The sequence below is a fragment of the Streptomyces capoamus genome, from assembly GCF_014654935.1.
In the GTDB taxonomy this organism is placed as follows: Bacteria; Actinomycetota; Actinomycetes; order Streptomycetales; family Streptomycetaceae; genus Streptomyces; species Streptomyces capoamus.
Genome location: NZ_BNBF01000001.1, coordinates 671,471 through 688,665 on the forward strand (window position 1 = coordinate 671,471; position 17,195 = coordinate 688,665).

Genomic DNA, 17,195 nt, shown 5'->3' on the forward strand with positions numbered 1-17,195 from the left:
CAGCTGGAGCGCCACGAGCGGGGTCATCACCGACTCCACCGCAGAGCAGGCCCGTTCCGGCTCCTCCTACGCCTGGCTCGACGGGAACGGCACCGCCACCACCGACACGCTCGCCCAGACGGTCACCGTCCCGTCCGGCTGCTCGGCCCGGCTCGGCTTCTTCCTGCACGTGGACACCGCGGAGACCTCGACCGGCACCGCCTACGACACCCTCAAGGTCCAGGTGCTGAACGGCTCCGGTACGGTCCTCGGCACCCTGGCGACCTATTCCAACCTCGACGCCGCCCCGGGCTACACCCAGCGTGGCTTCGATCTCAGCGGGTACGCCGGGCAGACCGTCACCCTGAAGTTCACGGGCACCGAGGGCTCCAAGTACCAGACGTCGTTCGTGGTGGACGACACCTCACTCGACGTGAGCTGACCCGGACCGGGGGGCGGGCCGCCCGGGTCCGCCCCCACGGCTCAGGCCGCCGGCACCGTCCGTTCGGGGGTGTTCCACCCGGAGACCCGCACGCCCGGTGCCGAGCCGTGCAGACCGGCGGTCCGGTAGGTGGCGGTCAGCGTCACCGACTCGCCCGGCCACAGGCTCACCTCGTTGTCCGACCAGCGCACCGGCAGCACCGGCTTGCCCTGCGCGTCCACGAGGTGGACGTCCGTGAGCAGGGCCGGCGTGGTGCCCGGACCGCTGTGCCGCAGGGTCACCGTCGTGGTCGAGGTGCCGTCCGAGGACCTCGTGGCCGCCGTCGCCGACACCGGCACCTGGGCCATCGAGGCGAGCCCCTTGAGATCGGCGTAGCCGGTCGTCGGCGTGTAGTACCAGGTGGTGCCGTTCCAGTCGAGGGTGTCCGCCCTGGTGGAGAGCCAGTACACGTTCCGGCTCACCTCGGTGCCGTCCGCGTCCGTCAGCACCAGCCGCAGCAGGTACGTCCGCGCCAGCCCGGGCACCGAGGACGGCAGGGTGAGCGGTGTGCCGTGCGCTCCTTCCCCGTTCACCCCCACGCCCGTGACGGTCTTGTCGTACACCTGTGTGCCGTCGGGGTTGAACAGCGTGGCCCGGGCGGTGAGGTCCCGGGCGGGGGCGGACCGGTTGTTCACGACCACGACCGAGCGGTTGTCGTACGAGTACTGGATGTGCAGCGGCTCGTTCGCCTTCTTGGCCCCGAAGTAGGAGCCGTTCTGGTCGAGGTAGCGGTCGGTCAGCTGCCAGTGCAGCGAGGTCCAGCCGCTGTTGAACATCCAGTGGACCACCCCGGTGGCGGGCCGGTCGGGGTCGGCCGCGTTGCGGCCGTAGGCCTCGAACTGGGCGCGGACGTTCTCGTACTGGGCGAGCTGCGCCTTGCGCACGTAGTCGGTGAGGCTGGTCGGGGCGCCGTAGCGGCCGGCCAGGGCGTCGTCGTAGATCCGGAGCGTGCCGAAGACGGTGGACGGCGAGCGGTGGTACTGCCGGGCCGCCGGATCCTTCCACAGCGTGTCGAGTTCCGCCGGTGTCATCATCCGGCGCAGGCTGTCGAGGGTGGGGATGCTCGGGCCCGCGCTGGTCTCGGAGTTGAACCCGGCGGCCCCGCCCTCGCGTTTGTCGTACCAGTAGCCGGGCGGCACCCAGTCGTAGGGGCCGGTCATCTTCATGCCCGAAGCGCCCAGCGCGGGGGAGGGCCGGTCGGAGGCGGAAGGGACCACGGGGGTGGGCCAGTCCGCGTCCCTCAGGGCGTCCAGGTAGTTCTTCTCGATCGTCGCGTCGGGGGCGAAGTCGCTGCCGATGAGGAAGGACAGCACGCTCGGGTGACCGCGCAGCCGGGCGGCCTCGGCGGCCATGGACGCCTTGGCGACCGGATAGTCCGCCTCGCTCCAGCGCTCCCCCTTCTCGCTGCCGTTGACCTCGCCCTCCCACTTGCCGCAGCACTCCCAGCCCGGCAGAACCAGCAGACCGAGCCGGTCGGCCTGTTCGAAGAACTCGTCCGGCTCCAGGTGGCCCTCCAGCCGGAGGGTGTTCAGACCCAGGTCGAGGGCGTACCGCAGACGGTCCTCGGTGTAGGCGGGGTCCCAGCGCAGGAACGCGTCCGGTGACCAGCCGGCGCCCTTGACCAGCAGCGGGCGGCCGTTGACGCGGTACTGCCGGGCCCCGTCGGCGTTCAGCGGGGCCTGGACGTCCCGGATGCCGAAGGTCTCGTGCGCGGTGTCCGAGACCGTGCCCTCCACGGTGGCGGTCAGGTCCAGGCCGTACAGCGGCTGGTCGCCCATCCCGGCCGGCCACCACACGTCCGGGTCGGTGAGGTGCAGGCCGGGGGTGTCGGCGGGGGAGAAGGTGACGGTCTTCGTCTCGTGGGCGGCGAGCGACACCGTCCTGCCGAACGCCGTACCGCCGATGCTGCCGCGGACCTCGGCCGTGACGGCCGTGCCCGTGTCGTTGCGGGCCCGGGCCCGGACCGTCAGGTCGGCCGAGGTGAGCGAAGGCACGGCCAGCCGGGTGACCACGTGCGCGTCGCGCAGCGCGACCGGGCCGCCCCTGCGCACCACGACGTCCCGGACGAGGCCCATGTTCCGGTCGGGCGGCGGCTGGATCCAGTCGAGCCAGCCGACGGTCAGATCCTTGTCCGGGTCGTTGGGCCGGACCCGGAAGGCGACCGTGTTGGTGCCGGGCCTGACCAGCGAGGTGATGTCCAGCTCATGGTGGGTGTAGGCGCCGGTGACGTCCGCGGCGGCGGCCACCTGCCGGCCGTTCACGTAGACGTCGGCGGCCGAGACGACCCCGCTGAAGTCGAGGGCGGTGCGCCGGGCGGTGTCCTCGACGGTGAAGTCGGAGCGGTACCACCAGGGCACGCCGAAGTCGGCCCGCGGGATCTGCTGCAGGTTCGTGGAGCGGAACGGGTCGGGGTAGACGCCGTTCGCCAGCAGCGCGGCCAGCACCGTGGAGCGGGGGCCCGCCGGGTACCAGCCCCGGGCCGGATAGCCGGGGGAGGACACCACCGCGGCGGAGTCGGCCACCTTCGCGGTGGACTGGAGGGCGAAACCGGTCAGCGGGGTGCCGCTGCCGGCGGCGGAGGGGACGCGGGTGATCCGGGCGGGCCGGTGCGGCTCCGCCGTGTCCCGGGGGCCCGCGGCCCAGGCACCGCCGGTGAGGGAGCCGGCCAGGACGAGGAGCGCGGCGGCGGTGGGGAGCCGGCGGGCGGCGCGAGGGAACACGGCGGTCTCCAGCCTCGTAAAGTTAGGAAACTTTACAAATCGCGGTCACGCTAGGGGCCGTCGCGGGCCGTGTCAACGACCCCCGCCGCCGCGGCGGCCGCCCGGGTCAGGTTCCGGCCGTCCGGCGTTCGAAGACCCGGTCCCGGGCGGTGTCCAGGGCCGTGGCCACCGCGCCCAGCAGGACGGCGTCCGCGCCGAGCCGGCTCGGCGCGATCCGGGGGCGCAGCGGGGTGAGGGCGCGCAACCGCTCCCGCACCGGCCCGAGCAGCAGGTCGACGCTGTGCCCGACACCGCCGCCGAGCACCACGAGGTCCGGGTCGAGTACGGCGGCCGCCGCCGCCACCGTGTGCGCGATCCGCTCGGCCTCCACTTCCACCGCCCGCGCGGCGGCCGGATGACCCTGCCGGGCCGCGTCGAACACGGCCTTCGCGGTGAGCCGGCCGCGCATCCCGAACCCCCGGGCGGCTTCCACCACCGCCACCCCCGACACCGCGTCCTCCAGCCGCTCCGGCTGCTGCCGGTCCTGCCACGGCAGGAACCCGATCTCCCCGGCCAGCCCGTGCGCGCCGGTGAACAGCCGGCCCTCGCCGACGATCCCCATCCCCAGACCGGTGCCTATCAGGATGTACGCGAAGAGCCGGCTGCCCGCGCCCACGCCGTACGTGTACTCCCCGAGCGCCGCCAGGTTGGCGTCGTTGTGCACCTCCAGCGGTACGCCCAGCTCCTCCCGGATCCGGTCCACGAGCCCGGCCCGCCCCCAGCCCGGCAGATGCATCGCGTACCGCACCCGCCGCTGCTCCCCGTCGTACACCCCGGGGGTGCCGACCACCCCGTGGACCACTTCCGCCGCGTCCACGCCCGAGTCGGCGATCACCTCCCGGGCGGTGGTGACGACCAGGTCGGTCAGGGCGGCGGAGGCCCGGGCCCGGTTGCGCACGTCGGCCCGGGCGACGACCGTGCCGTCCAGGTCGGCCACCGCCACCCGCAGCCAGCCCCGGCCGATGTCCACCCCGAGCGCGTACCCGGCCGCCGGGTCGGGGGCGTAGAGCACCGCGGTGCGCCCGCGCTCCGGGGCCCGGGTGCCGGCCTCGCGCACCAGTCCGGCCGCCTCCAGCGAGGCCAGCGCGCTGGACACCGTCGGCTTGGACAGGCCGGTCTCACGGGCCAGCTGGGCGCGGGAGGCGGCGCCGTGCGCCCGCAGCCGGTCCAGGAGCAGCCGTTCGTTGGCGCTGCGCAGGCGCCGACGGTTCCAGGGCTGTTCCTGCTGCTCTACGACATCACTGGCGGGCATCGCACCATTTTCGTGCATCCGTGTCGCGCACTTGACGCCTCTAGTAAGGCTCCTTAACTTTATCGGCCTGTCCGCCCCCGCCGGGTGCGTCGCGCATCCGTCGCGTCAGGAGTGCCCATGTCCGGTAGCCCGCCGCCCCCGGGTGGCTTCGTCCGCAGCGTCGGCCTGTTCCAGGCCACGGCGATCAACATGAGCCAGATGTGCGGCATCGGCCCGTTCGTCACGATCCCGCTGATGGTCGCCGCGTTCGGCGGACCGCAGGCGGTGGTCGGGTTCGTCGCGGGCGCGGTGCTGGCCCTGTGCGACGGGCTCGTCTGGGCCGAGCTGGGGGCCTCGATGCCCGGCTCCGGCGGCAGTTACGTCTATCTGCGCCAGGCGTTCCGGTACCGCACCGGCCGCCTGATGCCGTTCCTGTTCGTGTGGACGGCGATGCTGTTCATCCCGCTGATCATGTCCACGGGCGTGGTCGGCTTCGTCCAGTACCTGGGCTATCTCGCCCCCGGCCTCGGGCGGACCGCCGGCGATCTGATCGGGCTCGGCGTCATCGCGCTGGTGGTGCTGCTGCTCTGGCGCGGCGTCGAACACATCGCCCGCATCACCGCCGTGATGTGGGCGGTGATGATCGCCTCGGTGCTGCTGGTGATCGTCGCCGCTGCCACGCACTTCAGCCCACACATGGCCTTCACCTATCCGGCGGGGGCTTTCCATGTGATGAGCAACCACTACTGGCTGGGCTTCGCCGCGGGTCTCACCATCGGCATCTACGACTACCTCGGCTACAACACCACCGCCTACCTCGGCGCCGAGATCAAGGACCCCGGCCGCACCCTGCCGCGCTCCATCCTCCTGTCGATCCTCGGCATCATGGCGATCTACCTGCTGCTGCAGATCGGCACCCTCGGCGTCGTCGACTGGCACCGGATGACCGACCCGCACGACATCGCCTCCACCTCGGTCGCCTCCGCGGTGCTGGAGGACACCTGGGGCAGGGGCGCCGCCGACACGGTGACCCTGCTGATCCTGGTCACCGCGTTCGCCTCCGTCTTCACGGGCCTGCTCGGCGGCTCCCGGGTCCCCTACGACGCCGCGCGCGACCGCGTCTTCTTCCGACCGTACGCGAAGCTGCACCCGCGGCACCGGTTCCCCGTGCTGGGCCTGGCCACCATGGGGGTGATCACCGCCGTGGGCTTCCTGATCGGCCGGCACACCGACCTCGCGACCCTGATCCAGCTGCTGACCACGGTGATGGTCCTCGTGCAGGCACTGGCCCAGATCGTCGCGCTGACGGTGCTGCGCGGACGCCGGCCCGATCTGCCCCGCCCGTACCGGATGTGGCTCTACCCGCTGCCGGGCGTCGTCGCCTTCACGGGCTGGTGCGTCATCTACGGATACGCCGACCAGAACTCCCCGGGCCGCCATCCCGTCGAGTGGTCCCTGGCCTGGCTGGCCCTCGGCTGCGTCGCCTTCCTGGTCTGGGCGCGGCTGGAGGGGGTGTGGCCCTTCGGCCCGAGGGAGACGGACGAAGCGGCCGACGAGGTGCGCGACGCCCTGGAGACGACCTAGCCCCGGCGCCGGGCCCGCGTCCGGCTGGCGGCACCCGGCGTCCGGCCCGCGTCTGGTCCGCAGCCTCCGGCGTCCGGCCCGCGACCTCCGGCGACGCCCTGCCGTGCCGGGGCACCGCGACCGCCGCCGGCGACACTGCCCGCAGTGACGCGTGGGGTGTGCGGGCCGGCCTGGCAGCAACACACTGCTGGGACGCGCCAGGGCCCCGGTGACCGCTCAAGGCGGTTGCGGGCCGCGGAAGGTCATCGTGCGTGCTGCGGCTCGGTGCCGGTTTGCGCTCCGGGGTCCCGGCGGCCGGCCCAGATCCTGTGTCCGAGTCCGGCGGTGACGAGGGCGAGCTTTTGTGGCCGCGGCGAAAGATTGGCGGTTTGCTGGTCTGCTGCTGTCGTTTGCCGGCCGTGCTCTGGACGGCGGGTTTCTAGGGTCATGTGTGTCCCCCGGTGATCCGGACACACCGGCCACCGCACCCCGCCCATTGCTCTGGAGATTCCTGATGGCCGCTCTGCCCCGTCGTGCCCTGCTCGCCGTTCCCGCCGCCGTGCTGATGTTCGCTCTGGCCGCCTGCGGTGGTGGATCCGACTCCGACTCCGGCAGCTCCAAGGCCGCGGACACCCAGCAGTCCGCGCAGAACGCCGGGGATGCCCAGGCGGGCGAGGCCGGCGAGGAGGCCGGTGAGGAGAAGGAGAAGCCGCTGACCGGTGAGGTCAAGGAGAAGGCCGAGGCCGCCGCGGTGGCCAAGTTCCCGGGCACGGTCGTGAAGTCCGAGGAGGACCGGGAGAAGCCCGGCATGCTCGCGGTGGAGGTTAAGAAGTCCGACGGCAGCACGGTCGAGGTCTACCTGGACATGAGCTACCACGTCACCGGTACCAAGCAGGAGGGCACCGAGGAGAACGAGGGCTGACAGCCGGCCTCGCAGCCGGACATGGCCGAGACGGTGGCCTCCGGCCCAGTACCCGCCGATGCCGGGCCGGCCGTTTACGGGAACCGCTACTCGGACGACGGGCGCGACGTCCTCTGCCGGCGCATGCTGTCCCGCCGCAGCCCTCCGGCCGATCACCACTCCCCGCCGATCGGCCGGACGTCACCCTTTCCTCCTGCACTGTCAGACCTGTCGCATCGTCCGTTTCTTCTGGTCCCAAGCGGGTTGTGATGAACGCTCCGGCTCCTGCTGCACGGCTGTGCGAGCCTGTCGCCATGCGGCTGCTGTTGATAGAAGACGATGACCGGATCGCCGGGCCCCTCGCTGAGGGCCTCGGCCGGTACGGGTTCACCGTGGACCGGGCACGCACCGGCGCCGCCGGCCTCGCCGGCACCGGTGAGGCCCCGGATCTGGTCCTGCTCGATCTGGGGCTTCCGGACATGGACGGCCTGGACGTCTGCCGCACCCTGCGCGCCCGCTCCGCGATCCCCATCATCATGATCACCGCCCGGGGTGAAGAAGCCGACCGGGTCGTCGGACTCGAACTGGGCGCGGACGACTACCTCGCCAAACCGTTCGGCGTGCGGGAACTGGTGGCCCGCATCCGGGCAGTCACCCGCCGCACCGGCGCCCTGCAGGCGTTGCCCCAGGCGGCCCAGGCGCGGGCTCCCGAGGCGGCGCCCGCATCCGTGCCGACAGCCGCGGCGCAGAGGCTGGGCCGGTTGGAGATCGACCGCCGCACCCGGCAGGTCCGCCTGGAGGGCCGCGAGATCGCGCTGACCCCGCGGGAGTTCGACCTGCTTGCCTACCTCGCGGACGATCCCGGCGCCGTGCACTCCCGCCAGCAGATCATGGACACCGTGTGGGACCCGCACTTCTTCGGCCCCACCAAAACCCTCGACGCGCACGTCGCGGCACTGCGCCGCAAGCTGGGAGACCCTGCCTGGATCATCACGGTGCGCGGCGTCGGCTTCCGCCTGACCGTTCCCGGTGGGGCGGGGCCGGGCGAGGGGGCGTCGTGACCCGGCGCCTGATACTCAGCTACCTCGTGCTGGCGCTGGTGGTCCTGCTGGGGCTGGAGGTCCCGCTCGGCTACCTCTACGCCCGCGGGGAGGAATCCCGCTTCTCCCAGAGCGTCGAACGCGACGCCTCGATGCTGGCCGAGGTCGCCGAGGAGAACATCGAGAAGGGCAACCTGCCGGCGCTGCCGGAACTGGCCCGGGAGTACGCCGAGGACAACACCGGTGCCCGTGTCGTGATCGTCGACCGCACCGGCCGGCAGCTCGCCGACTCCGCCGGAACCACCGCCGCCGGGACGACCCTGGCCCGGGAACCGGACATCGCCGCCGCCCTGCGCAATCGGACCACCGTCACCACTCGCACCGACGCCGACGGCACGGAGGTTCTGGCGGCCACGTTGCCGGGCTCCTCCGGCACCACCATCCGCGGCGCGCTGCGGGTGACCTACCCGATGACCATGGTCACCGACCGGGAACACCGCATCTGGGCCGCCCTCGCCCTGGCCGGCGCGTGCGTCCTGGCCGCCGTGGCGCTCGTGGCGTTCACCCTGGCCCGCTGGATCACCCGGCCCCCTGCGCACCCTGGAACGCGCCACCACCCAGCTCGCCGCCGGCCGCCTGGACCATCCACCCGACGCCGGCAGCGGACCGCCCGAACTGCGCCGCCTGGCTGCCGCGTTCACCCACACCGCCACCCGACTGCAGCACCTGCTCCAGGCCCAGCACGGCTTCGCCTCCGAAGCCTCCCACCAGCTCAGGACGCCGCTGACTTCGCTGCGGCTGCGCCTGGAGAACTTCGAGCCCTACCTCGACCCCCGCGCCCATCCCAGCCTGGAAGAGACCATCGGAGAGGTCGAACGCCTCAGCCGCATGGTCCACGGCCTGCTCGCCCTGGCCCGCCTGGAAAGCACCGCCACCACCCCCGAACCCGTCGACGCGGACGCCGTCCTCGCCGAGCGGGCGGCCATGTGGGAGCCACTCGCCGCCGAGCAATACGTCACCATCACCGTCTCAGGACCGCCGGCCGGCCGGGTGTGGGCGATCCCCGGGGCCCTGGAGCAGATCATCGACAATCTCGTCGCCAACGCGCTGCGGGTCTCCCCACCCGGCACGGCCATCACCCTGGCCCGCGCCCCCGGCGCCGAGCTCCACGTCATCGACCAGGGCCCCGGCATGCCGGAGGCCGACCGGGAGCGGGCCTTCGACCGCTTCTGGCGCGCCTCCGACTCCCACCACGACGGCACCGGCCTGGGCCTGCCCATCGTCCGCCACCTCGTGCACGCCTCCGGCGGAGAGATCACCTTGCACGCGGCCCCCGGCAGCGGTCTGGACGCCCACGTCCGGCTCCGCCCCGCCGACCGGCAAGGCCGTGTCGGTTCCCTGCGTCCCAGCGAACAGCACGGCGACATGCGCGGCGGAGCCACCGGCCGGCCAGGAACGGGGCGCACTGTGCACCAGCTTCGGCAGCAGCGTTGACCGGAGTGCTCGCTGCGCCGTGGCCGCACCGGGTGCTGCCGGGCGCCGGAAGGCGCAGGCGTGCGCGGGCCGTGGCGGAGTCGACCGGGTGACCCGGCCGGAGGCACGCGCAGGCCGGTCCGCCCGGGCGGACCGGCCCCGCCGTTTCCTTCCTTCCTCTCTCGGTCTTCACTTGTACGGCTCAGGGGCGGCTACGGCCTGGGGGCGCTCTTCGCCGAGGTGCCGGCGCACACCAGTCCGAGGGCGAGGGCCAGGGCTCCGATGACGATGTTGTTGATGACGACGCCCGCGTCGGGGCCCCTGCCCACGATCCACGGAGCGATGATCATCCAGATACCCATGGCGCACATCGCCCAGCTCAGGCCGTACATGCGCTCGGGCGCCCGGCTGAATCCCAGGGCCAGCAGACCGATCGCGATGCCCATGATCAGGTTGTGCGTCGCGAGGTAGGGCTGGCTCAACGTGTAGTGCAGGATCCAGGGGGACGCGGCACAGTACAGGCCGAGCAGGAACGCCGGGCCGTCGACGAGCGCGACATCCCGGCCGCCGAGCATGCGGGCGTAGCGGTCCCGCATTTCGGAGACATCGGGGTGGCTCGACATGTCACCCCTGTGCAGGTTGGTCATGGGTCGTCTCCTTCGACCTCGCCGGACCGCATCGGAGCGGTATGCGGTAAGCGCCGCATGTTCCATTTTGCCCTTATTTCGCCCTTATGTGTAGAGGAGACTTCCCGGGGCGGGTGGCATGTCCTCGCCGGTCGCGGGCAGCCGGGACAGTACAAGCTGTACATTCCGTTCGGGTCCGCGACACAGGAGGTGGCCGCCGTCATGAGTGCGAAGGTGTTGGAGCGTTTCCCCGCCGGAGCTCCGCGCGGATCGTGGCCCGCGGAGGAGTACGCGGCCGCCCGACGTGCCGCCGGGGAACCGGCGACCGTGGTGATGGACCTGAGCTCGGACGCGTTCCTGGTGATGGTCGAGCGGCCGGAGGAAGACGGCCGCGCCGCCTGAGAGCAGCCCCGTCCGCGCCCGGACGGCAGGCCCTACCCGTCCGCCAGCTCCCGCGCCCGGCGCACGAAGGCGGTGTGCAGGTCCTGGGCCGCCTGCGGCACCGACTCCGCGCGCCGGCGCTGGAGCATCAGCAGCACCCGGGTGGTGGTGTCGGCGAGCGGCCGGTACGTGATCGCCCCGGACCGTTCCAGCGGGTCCCCGGCGACGCTGAAGTCCGGGAGCACGGTCGCCCCGAGCCCCTCGGCGACCATCAGCTTGCCCATCTCGGCGCCGTCGGTGGAGTACGAGAACACCGGGGTACGGCCGGACAGCAGCCGGTGCACGTAGCGGTGCATCACGTACCCCGCCCGCATCGCGATCAGCGGTGTGCCGAGCAGGTCGTCGGCGCCGATCACCTCCAGCGCGGCGAGCGGGCCGTCCGGCCGCAGGCACACCACCGGCCGTCCGCGCAGCAGTTCCGTGCACTCCATGTCCGCCGGGACGTCGTCGCCGTCGAGGTGATTGACCAGCCCGAGGTCGAAACCGCCCTCCGCCAGACCACGCTGGATGTCCGTCTGCTGTGCGGCCACCACCTCGACCTGGGTCACCGGATGCGTGGCGCGAAACTCCCGCAGCACGGGGATCAGCAGCGGCACGGTCGCCGCGTTGACCGTGCCGACGCGCACCATGCGGCTGATGCGGTGCTGTTCGCCGGCCGCCGACCGCAGCCGGTCCACCGCCTCCAGCACGCCGACGATGTGCGGCAGCAGCTCCCGGCCCGCCGCGCTCATCGTCGCCCCCGACCGCTTGCGCTCCAGCAGGTCGACGCCCAGCTCCCGCTCCAGATTGCGCACGGTCTCGCTCAACGCCGGCTGGGAGAGCCGTAGTTCGTCCGCCGCCCGGCGCAGCGAGCCCAGCCGGGTCACGGCCGCGATGTATTCCAGTTGTTCGGTCCGCACCGTCGCAGAATGCGCGTCCGGATACCGTGGGTTCAAGGGATTCCCTGTCACGCCTTCGTGAATTTCAATGGTCCGCGATACGAGACCGGTCGGGTTTTCCTTGACGGCCCTCACCGGCTGCTGCCACGATCGGCGGCATGACGATGCGACTGGACCTCACGCGGCGACGCCATGTCGACCTCGCGCGCGTCTTCAGCGCCTCCTGTTGCCCCGCGGTCTGATCCGCCGCGTTCTTCCTCTCCCTTCCGGGTTTTCCGGCGCGCCTCCGATTCCGTCCCTCTTCTTCCCGTCCGGGATGGCGCGTGCCCGAAATTCCTCGTGTTTTCCGCAACAGGAGTTCCGCATGCCCGCAGCACCCGTGAAATTCGCCTACTGGGTCCCCAATGTCAGCGGGGGACTGGTCACCAGCAGGATCGAGCAGCGCACCGACTGGGGATACGACTACAACCGCAGGCTCGCCGTCCTGGCCGAGAACAACGGCTTTGAATACGCCCTCAGCCAGGTCCGGTACATGGCCAGCTACGGCGCCGAGTACCAGCACGAGTCCACCAGTTTCAGCCTCGCCCTGCTGCTCGCCACCGAGCGCCTCAAGGTCATCGCCGCCGTGCACCCCGGACTGTGGCACCCGGGCGTCCTCGCCAAACTCGGGGCCACCGCGGACCACTTGTCGAACGGCCGCTTCGCGGTGAACGTCGTCTCCGGCTGGTTCAAGGGCGAGTTCACGGCGCTCGGCGAACCCTGGCTGGAGCACGACGAGCGGTACCGCCGCGCGGAGGAGTTCATCACCGCGCTGCGCCGGATCTGGACCGAGGACCACGCCGAATTCGCCGGTGACTTCTACCGGTTGCGTGACTTCTCCCTCAAGCCCAAGCCCCTCGCCGGCCCCGGCCGGCCGCACCCCGAGATCTTCCAGGGCGGCAACTCCACCGCCGCCCGGCGGATGGCCGGCCGGGTCTCCGACTGGTACTTCTCCAACGGCAAGGACTTCGACGGGGTCACCGAGCAGCTCGCGGACGTCCGCGCGTCCGCGGCGGAAGCCGGGCGCGGCGCACCGAAGTTCGGACTCAACGGCTTCCTCATCGCCCGGGACACCGAGTCCGAGGCCCGCGAGACCCTGCGCGAGATCATCGCCCAGGCCGACACCGAGGCGGTCGAGGGCTTCGGCACGGCCGTGCGGCAGGCCGGGCGGTCCACGGCCGACGGCAAGGGCATGTGGCAGGACTCCACCTTCGAGGACCTGGTCCAGTACAACGACGGCTTCCGCACCGGACTCATCGGCACCCCCGAGCAGATCGCCGAGCGGATCGTCGCCTACAAGAAGCTCGGCGTCGACCTCTTCCTCCTCGGCTTCCTGCACTACCACGAGGAGGTCGAGTACTTCGGCAAGCGGGTCCTGCCCCTCGTCCGCGAGCTGGAGGCCGCCCTGCCCGAGGGTGAACCCGCCACCGCCCTCCCCACCGCCTCCGCCCACGCCTGACCGCCGGTCCGGCACCCGTCCCCGACCTCCCGGGCACGTTCCCGACCCGCCTCCCGGCACCCGTTCCCGACCTTCCTCCCGGGCAGCCGTCCCCGCACGCGCGCCCGGCGCACCCCAGAAACGAGGCACCATGGCCACCGTCCTGTCCGTCTCCGGCAGCCCCTCGGCCTCCTCGCGCACCGGCCGCCTGCTGCGCCACCTGGACCAGCGGATCGCCGCCCAGGGCCACGAGGTGATCCCGCTCGACGTCCGTACCCTCCCGGCCGAGGCCCTGCTGGGCACCGACTTCCGGCACCCCGCCATCGTCGAGGCCGCCGAGCTGTTCGCCCGGGCCGACGGGATCGTGGTCGCCACCCCCGTCTACAAGGCGTCGTACTCCGGCGTCCTCAAGGCCCTCCTCGACCTGCTCCCGCAGTACGCGCTCACCGGCAAGACCGTGCTGCCGCTCGCCACCGGCGGCTCCACCGCCCATGTCCTCGCCATCGACTACGCCCTGCGCCCGGTGCTCAGCTCCATGGGCGCCGCGCACATAGTGCAGGGCTGGTTCACCCTCGACAAGGACATCACTGTACGGGAGGACGGCACGGTGGCCGTCGCGCCCGCCACCGCCGAGGCCCTGGGACACGTGGTGGACCAGTTCGCCGCCGCCCTGGACCGCACCCCGCTGCTGGCGGCGGCGGGCTGACCACATGACAGCCCACGTCATCGCCGACGACACGGAGGCCCTCGCCGTCGCCGCGGCCCTCGCCGAGGAGTTCCGCGCCGGGGCCGCCGGGCGGGACGCCGAACGGCGCCTGCCGCGGGCCGAACTGGACCGGCTGTCCGCCTCCGGGCTGCTCGCCGTCACCGTGCCCGCCGAGCACGGCGGCGCCGACGTCCGCGCCGGAACCCTCGCGGAGATCTTCCGGCTGCTCGGCTCCGCCGACGGCAGCCTCGCGCAGATCCCGCAGAGCCATAATGTGTACGTCAACGTCATCCGCCGGCAGGGCACCGAGCAGCAGCGGAAGTTCTTCTTCGCCGAACTGCTCGCGGGCCGCCGCCTCGGCAACGCCCAGTCCGAGGCCGGCACCCGGCACGTCCAGGACATCCGCACCCGGCTGGAGCCCCGGCCGGACGGGTCGTACCTCCTGCACGGCGTCAAGCACTACAGCACCGGCGCCCTGTTCGCCGACTGGATCCCGGTGCTGGCCCGCGCCGAGGACGACACCCTGCACGTCGCCTACGTGCCCCGGGACGCCCCCGGCCTCACCGTCGCCGACGACTGGGACGGCATGGGCCAGCGGACCACCGCCAGCGGCACGGTCCGCCTGGCCGCCGTCCCCGTGCCCGCCGACCGGGTCCTGCCCCACCACCTCACCTTCCGGGGACCCCAGCTGCACGGCGCGACCGCCCAGTTGCTGCACGCGGCCATCGACACCGGCATCGCCGGGGGAGCGCTCGCGGAGGCGGCGGAGTTCGTCCGGACCCGCAGCCGACCCTGGTTCGAGAGCGGGGCCGAGACCGCCGCCGACGATCCGCTGCTCGTCCAGCGCTTCGGGGAACTCGCCCTCCAGGTGCGGACCGCCGAGGCGCTGCTGCGGGAGGCCGCCCGCACGGTCGACACCGCGCGCGACCGCCTCACCGACGACACGGTGGCCGAGGCGTCCATCGCGGTCGCCGCCGCCAAGGTGCGGGCGGCCGAGGCCGCGGTGGAGGTGGCGAGCGCCCTCTTCGAGGTGGCCGGCACCCGCGCGGCACTGGACTCGCTCAACCTGCACCGGCACTGGCGGGACGCCCGCACCCACACCCTGCACGACCCGGTCCGCTGGAAGATCCAGCACATCGGCCGCTACGTGCTCAACGGAACCCGGCCGCCCCGGCACGGCCTGCTCTGATCGGAGACCCGCGTGTCCCTCACCTTCCACTGGTTCCTGCCCACCAACGGTGACAGCCGCCATGTCGTCGGCGGCGGCCACGGCACCCCGGCGACCGCCTCCGGCCGGGACCGGCCGCCGACAGTCGCCTACCTCAGCCAGATCGCCCGGGCCGCCGAGGACCTGGGGTTCGCCGGTGCGCTCACCCCGACCGGTGCCTGGTGCGAGGACGCGTGGCTGACCACCGCCATGGTCAGCCAGCACTCCGAGCGGCTGAAGTTCCTGGTCGCCTTCCGGCCCGGCTTCGTCTCGCCGACGCTCGCCGCGCAGATGGCGTCGACCTTCCAGCGGCAGACCGGCGGACGGCTGCTGCTCAACGTCGTCACCGGCGGCGAGAGCCACGAGCAGCGGGCCTACGGCGACTTCCTCGACAAGGACGCCCGGTACCGCCGTACCGGTGAATTCCTGCACATCGTCCGGGACTTGTGGGAGGGCAAGAGCGTCGACCTGCACGGCGAGCACCTGCGGGTGGAGGAGGCGAGGCTCAGCCGGGTGCCCGACCCGGTGCCCGAGGTGTACTTCGGCGGCTCCTCGCCCGCCGCCGGCGAGGTCGCGGCCCGGTACGCCGACGTGTACCTCACCTGGGGCGAACCGCCCGCGCAGGTCGCCGAGAAGATCGCCTGGATCCGCCGGCTCGCCGCGGAGCACGGCCGTACCCTGCGCTTCGGCATCCGGCTGCACGTCATCACCAGGGACACCTCCGCAGCGGCCTGGGCGGAGGCCGACCGGCTGCTCGCCGGCTTCGACCAGGAGACCGTGCGGGCCGTACAGGCGGGGCTGTCCCGCAGCGAGTCGGAGGGACAGCGGCGGATGCTCGCCCTGCACGGCGGCAGCCGGGACGGCCTGGAGATCCACCCCAACCTGTGGGCCGGCATCGGGCTGGTGCGCGGCGGCGCGGGCACGGCCCTGGTCGGCAGCCACGACGAGGTCGCCGAGCGCATCGAGGAGTACCACGCCCTCGGCATCGACGAGTTCGTCCTCTCCGGTTACCCGCACCTGGAGGAGGCCTACTGGTTCGGCGAGGGCGTCCTGCCCCGGCTCGCCGGGCGGGGCCTGTGGCACCACCCCGACGACGGGCGGGCCGCCGCCGCGGCACAGGTGCCGTTCGCGAGCTGAGAAGGGGAGGGGCAGGGCGACGGGTCCTGTCGGACCGGGTGTTCGCGCGGTGCCGGGCCGGCCGCGCCGCGCATCGGCCGGGACCCGGGGCCGGAGGAGTCCCCGCTCGCCGAACCGGTCCGGTGCGGTCCGGTCCGGTCCGAACGAAAGCCCCTAGCGCCGGTCCTCCGGCGCGCAGGCCGCGCCCAGCATCCGCAGATGTGCCGCGCGCGACTGCGCCGTCTGTCCCTGCACCAGCAGGAACAGGCCCTCCCGCGCCAGGCGTTGGGCGCGGCTCGTCAGGGCCAGTGCGCGCCCGCCGCCGGCCACCACCGCCGCCGTGGTGGCCGCCCGCAGCACCTCGTGTGCTGCCGCCCGCACCGCCAGCCGCTCCTCGGTCCGCTCCTCGGTCCGCTCCTCCTGGGCCGGCAGGCCGGCCAGGGCGTAGGCCCGGTCGCGGACCGTCGTGAGACGGGCGCGCAACGGGGCGGCCGCCTCGGCGTCCAGCAGCGACAGGGCGGCCTCGGCCACGCCGAAGACCGCGGGGCTGGTGTGCAGGGTCTTGACCCGGTCCCCGGCGGCCCACTCCTCGTACGACGTGTGCAGCGCGACCGCGTCGGCGGGCAGCCACAGGCCGTCCAGCTCCAGCGAGACCGTGCGCGCGGCCGTGAGGGCAGCCAGCCGCATCGGCGGCGAGGCCCGCAGCCCCGGCTGAGCGCGGGCCTCGGCGAAGGCGAACACCACCTCTCCGGCATCGGTCGCCCCCGCCAGCAGCATCACGTCGTTCAGGCCCCACCCGGTGTACCAGGGAACGGTCCCGTCGAAGCGCCAGCCGTCGCCCTGCCGGCGGACCCGCACCGGGCGGCGCGGATACGACCGCAGGTGCGCGTACGCCACCCCGGACAGCAACTCCCCTCGCGACAGCGGGCCCAGCAGGCGGTCGCGGACCGGCGCCTCGCCGCGCGCCAGGGTCTGTACCGGCGTGTGGTGCTGGGTCTGCACGAACCAGGTCGCGCAGCACGCCCCCGCGAGGATCTCCGCGGTCTCCCGCTGCACCGCGGGCGGCGCGTCCGAGCCGCCGTAGCCGGCCGGCGCGGCCACCCCCAGCAGCCCCGAGCGCTTGACCGCCTCGATGTGGCTCGCGGGAACCCCTTCCTGGTCGACCCGCTCGGCCTCGGGGAGCAACAGGTCGGCGGCGAGCCGGCGGGCGCGTGCGACGAGCGGATGCGGGCTGAGTTCGTCCATGGGAAAGATTTTCCCGGTCTCCCGGTCTCCCGGTCTCCCGGTCTCCCGGTCTCCCGGTCTCCCGGTCTCCCG

General features: G+C 72.8%; 14 protein-coding genes and 2 pseudogenes. 11 read left to right on the forward strand and 5 right to left on the reverse strand.

Features of this window, described 5'->3' with window-relative positions:
- Positions 1-421 (forward strand): annotated as a pseudogene (locus IE312_RS38605) (hydrolase); the annotation flags it as partial.
- 41 nt (positions 422-462) lie between these two features.
- Here the strand turns inward: IE312_RS38605 and IE312_RS03050 are convergent.
- Together IE312_RS03050 and IE312_RS03055 are read right to left on the reverse strand one after the other, a co-directional pair.
- Positions 463-3,180: a glycoside hydrolase family 2 protein gene (locus IE312_RS03050; protein WP_189978023.1), complete on the reverse strand. Its 2,718-nt coding sequence runs from the start codon at positions 3,178-3,180 to the stop codon at positions 463-465.
- Between the two features lie 106 nt (positions 3,181-3,286).
- Positions 3,287-4,471, reverse strand: coding sequence for an ROK family transcriptional regulator (locus tag IE312_RS03055; RefSeq protein ID WP_189978025.1), 1,185 nt, complete (start codon positions 4,469-4,471; stop codon positions 3,287-3,289).
- Positions 4,472-4,588: 117 nt separating this feature from the next.
- On the opposite strand from IE312_RS03055, the gene IE312_RS03060 reads away from it, so the two are divergent.
- The 5 genes and pseudogenes from IE312_RS03060 to IE312_RS43960 all read left to right on the forward strand — a co-directional run bounded on the left by IE312_RS03060 (position 4,589) and on the right by IE312_RS43960 (position 9,448).
- Entirely contained in the window at positions 4,589-6,034 is a 1,446-nt protein-coding gene (locus IE312_RS03060; RefSeq protein WP_189978027.1) for an APC family permease, read from the forward strand.
- A gap of 493 nt (positions 6,035-6,527) precedes the next feature.
- Entirely contained in the window at positions 6,528-6,935 is a 408-nt protein-coding gene (locus IE312_RS03065) for a peptidase (RefSeq protein WP_229898935.1), read from the forward strand.
- 293 nt (positions 6,936-7,228) lie between these two features.
- The gene (locus IE312_RS03070; protein WP_189978029.1) at positions 7,229-7,975 is read left to right on the forward strand and encodes a response regulator transcription factor; all 747 of its coding nucleotides are present in this window, start codon (positions 7,229-7,231) and stop codon (positions 7,973-7,975) included.
- Between the two features lie 615 nt (positions 7,976-8,590).
- Positions 8,591-8,821: pseudogene (locus tag IE312_RS43955) on the forward strand (sensor histidine kinase); the annotation flags it as partial.
- A gap of 21 nt (positions 8,822-8,842) precedes the next feature.
- A complete protein-coding gene (locus IE312_RS43960) occupies positions 8,843-9,448 on the forward strand; it encodes a sensor histidine kinase (protein ID WP_306419708.1) in 606 nt (201 codons plus the stop codon).
- A gap of 191 nt (positions 9,449-9,639) precedes the next feature.
- Here IE312_RS43960 and IE312_RS03080 read toward each other — a convergent pair whose 3' ends face one another.
- Positions 9,640-10,074 carry an SPW repeat protein gene (locus IE312_RS03080; protein ID WP_189978031.1) on the reverse strand — a complete coding sequence of 145 codons (435 nt, stop codon included), beginning with the start codon at positions 10,072-10,074 and terminating at the stop codon, positions 9,640-9,642.
- A 201-nt stretch (positions 10,075-10,275) separates the two neighbouring features.
- Here IE312_RS03080 and IE312_RS03085 point away from each other — a divergent pair, with 201 nt between their 5' ends.
- Positions 10,276-10,455 (forward strand): DUF8839 family protein, encoded by a 180-nt coding sequence (locus IE312_RS03085; protein ID WP_189978033.1) that lies wholly within the window; start codon positions 10,276-10,278, stop codon positions 10,453-10,455.
- Between the two features lie 32 nt (positions 10,456-10,487).
- Here the strand turns inward: IE312_RS03085 and IE312_RS03090 are convergent, their stop codons facing one another.
- Positions 10,488-11,393 carry a LysR family transcriptional regulator gene (locus IE312_RS03090; protein ID WP_189978035.1) on the reverse strand — a complete coding sequence of 302 codons (906 nt, stop codon included), beginning with the start codon at positions 11,391-11,393 and terminating at the stop codon, positions 10,488-10,490.
- A gap of 343 nt (positions 11,394-11,736) precedes the next feature.
- Between IE312_RS03090 and sfnG the strand changes: the two genes are divergently transcribed.
- The 4 genes from sfnG to IE312_RS03110 all read left to right on the forward strand — a co-directional run bounded on the left by sfnG (position 11,737) and on the right by IE312_RS03110 (position 15,899).
- Positions 11,737-12,870 carry a dimethylsulfone monooxygenase SfnG gene (gene sfnG / locus IE312_RS03095; protein WP_189978037.1) on the forward strand — a complete coding sequence of 378 codons (1,134 nt, stop codon included), beginning with the start codon at positions 11,737-11,739 and terminating at the stop codon, positions 12,868-12,870.
- A gap of 130 nt (positions 12,871-13,000) precedes the next feature.
- Entirely contained in the window at positions 13,001-13,555 is a 555-nt protein-coding gene (gene ssuE, locus IE312_RS03100; protein ID WP_189978039.1) for an NADPH-dependent FMN reductase, read from the forward strand.
- A gap of 4 nt (positions 13,556-13,559) precedes the next feature.
- The gene (locus IE312_RS03105) at positions 13,560-14,744 is read left to right on the forward strand and encodes an SfnB family sulfur acquisition oxidoreductase (protein ID WP_189978041.1); all 1,185 of its coding nucleotides are present in this window, start codon (positions 13,560-13,562) and stop codon (positions 14,742-14,744) included.
- 12 nt (positions 14,745-14,756) lie between these two features.
- Positions 14,757-15,899 carry an LLM class flavin-dependent oxidoreductase gene (locus IE312_RS03110; protein ID WP_189978043.1) on the forward strand — a complete coding sequence of 381 codons (1,143 nt, stop codon included), beginning with the start codon at positions 14,757-14,759 and terminating at the stop codon, positions 15,897-15,899.
- A 153-nt stretch (positions 15,900-16,052) separates the two neighbouring features.
- Here the strand turns inward: IE312_RS03110 and IE312_RS03115 are convergent, their stop codons facing one another.
- The gene (locus IE312_RS03115; protein ID WP_189978045.1) at positions 16,053-17,123 is read right to left on the reverse strand and encodes an acyl-CoA dehydrogenase family protein; all 1,071 of its coding nucleotides are present in this window, start codon (positions 17,121-17,123) and stop codon (positions 16,053-16,055) included.
- Positions 17,124-17,195 lie beyond the last annotated feature (72 nt).

Coding starts and splice junctions, on each gene's coding strand:
- IE312_RS03055 (WP_189978025.1), bottom strand. CDS start 4,471: ATGCCCGCCAGTGATGTCGTAGAGCAGCAGGAACAGCCCTGGAACCGT.
- IE312_RS03060 (WP_189978027.1), top strand. CDS start 4,589: ATGTCCGGTAGCCCGCCGCCCCCGGGTGGCTTCGTCCGCAGCGTCGGC.
- IE312_RS03065 (WP_229898935.1), top strand. CDS start 6,528: ATGGCCGCTCTGCCCCGTCGTGCCCTGCTCGCCGTTCCCGCCGCCGTG.
- IE312_RS03070 (WP_189978029.1), top strand. CDS start 7,229: ATGCGGCTGCTGTTGATAGAAGACGATGACCGGATCGCCGGGCCCCTC.
- IE312_RS43960 (WP_306419708.1), top strand. CDS start 8,843: ATGGTCCACGGCCTGCTCGCCCTGGCCCGCCTGGAAAGCACCGCCACC.
- IE312_RS03080 (WP_189978031.1), bottom strand. CDS start 10,074: ATGACCAACCTGCACAGGGGTGACATGTCGAGCCACCCCGATGTCTCC.
- IE312_RS03085 (WP_189978033.1), top strand. CDS start 10,276: ATGAGTGCGAAGGTGTTGGAGCGTTTCCCCGCCGGAGCTCCGCGCGGA.
- sfnG (WP_189978037.1), top strand. CDS start 11,737: ATGCCCGCAGCACCCGTGAAATTCGCCTACTGGGTCCCCAATGTCAGC.
- ssuE (WP_189978039.1), top strand. CDS start 13,001: ATGGCCACCGTCCTGTCCGTCTCCGGCAGCCCCTCGGCCTCCTCGCGC.
- IE312_RS03105 (WP_189978041.1), top strand. CDS start 13,560: ATGACAGCCCACGTCATCGCCGACGACACGGAGGCCCTCGCCGTCGCC.
- IE312_RS03115 (WP_189978045.1), bottom strand. CDS start 17,123: ATGGACGAACTCAGCCCGCATCCGCTCGTCGCACGCGCCCGCCGGCTC.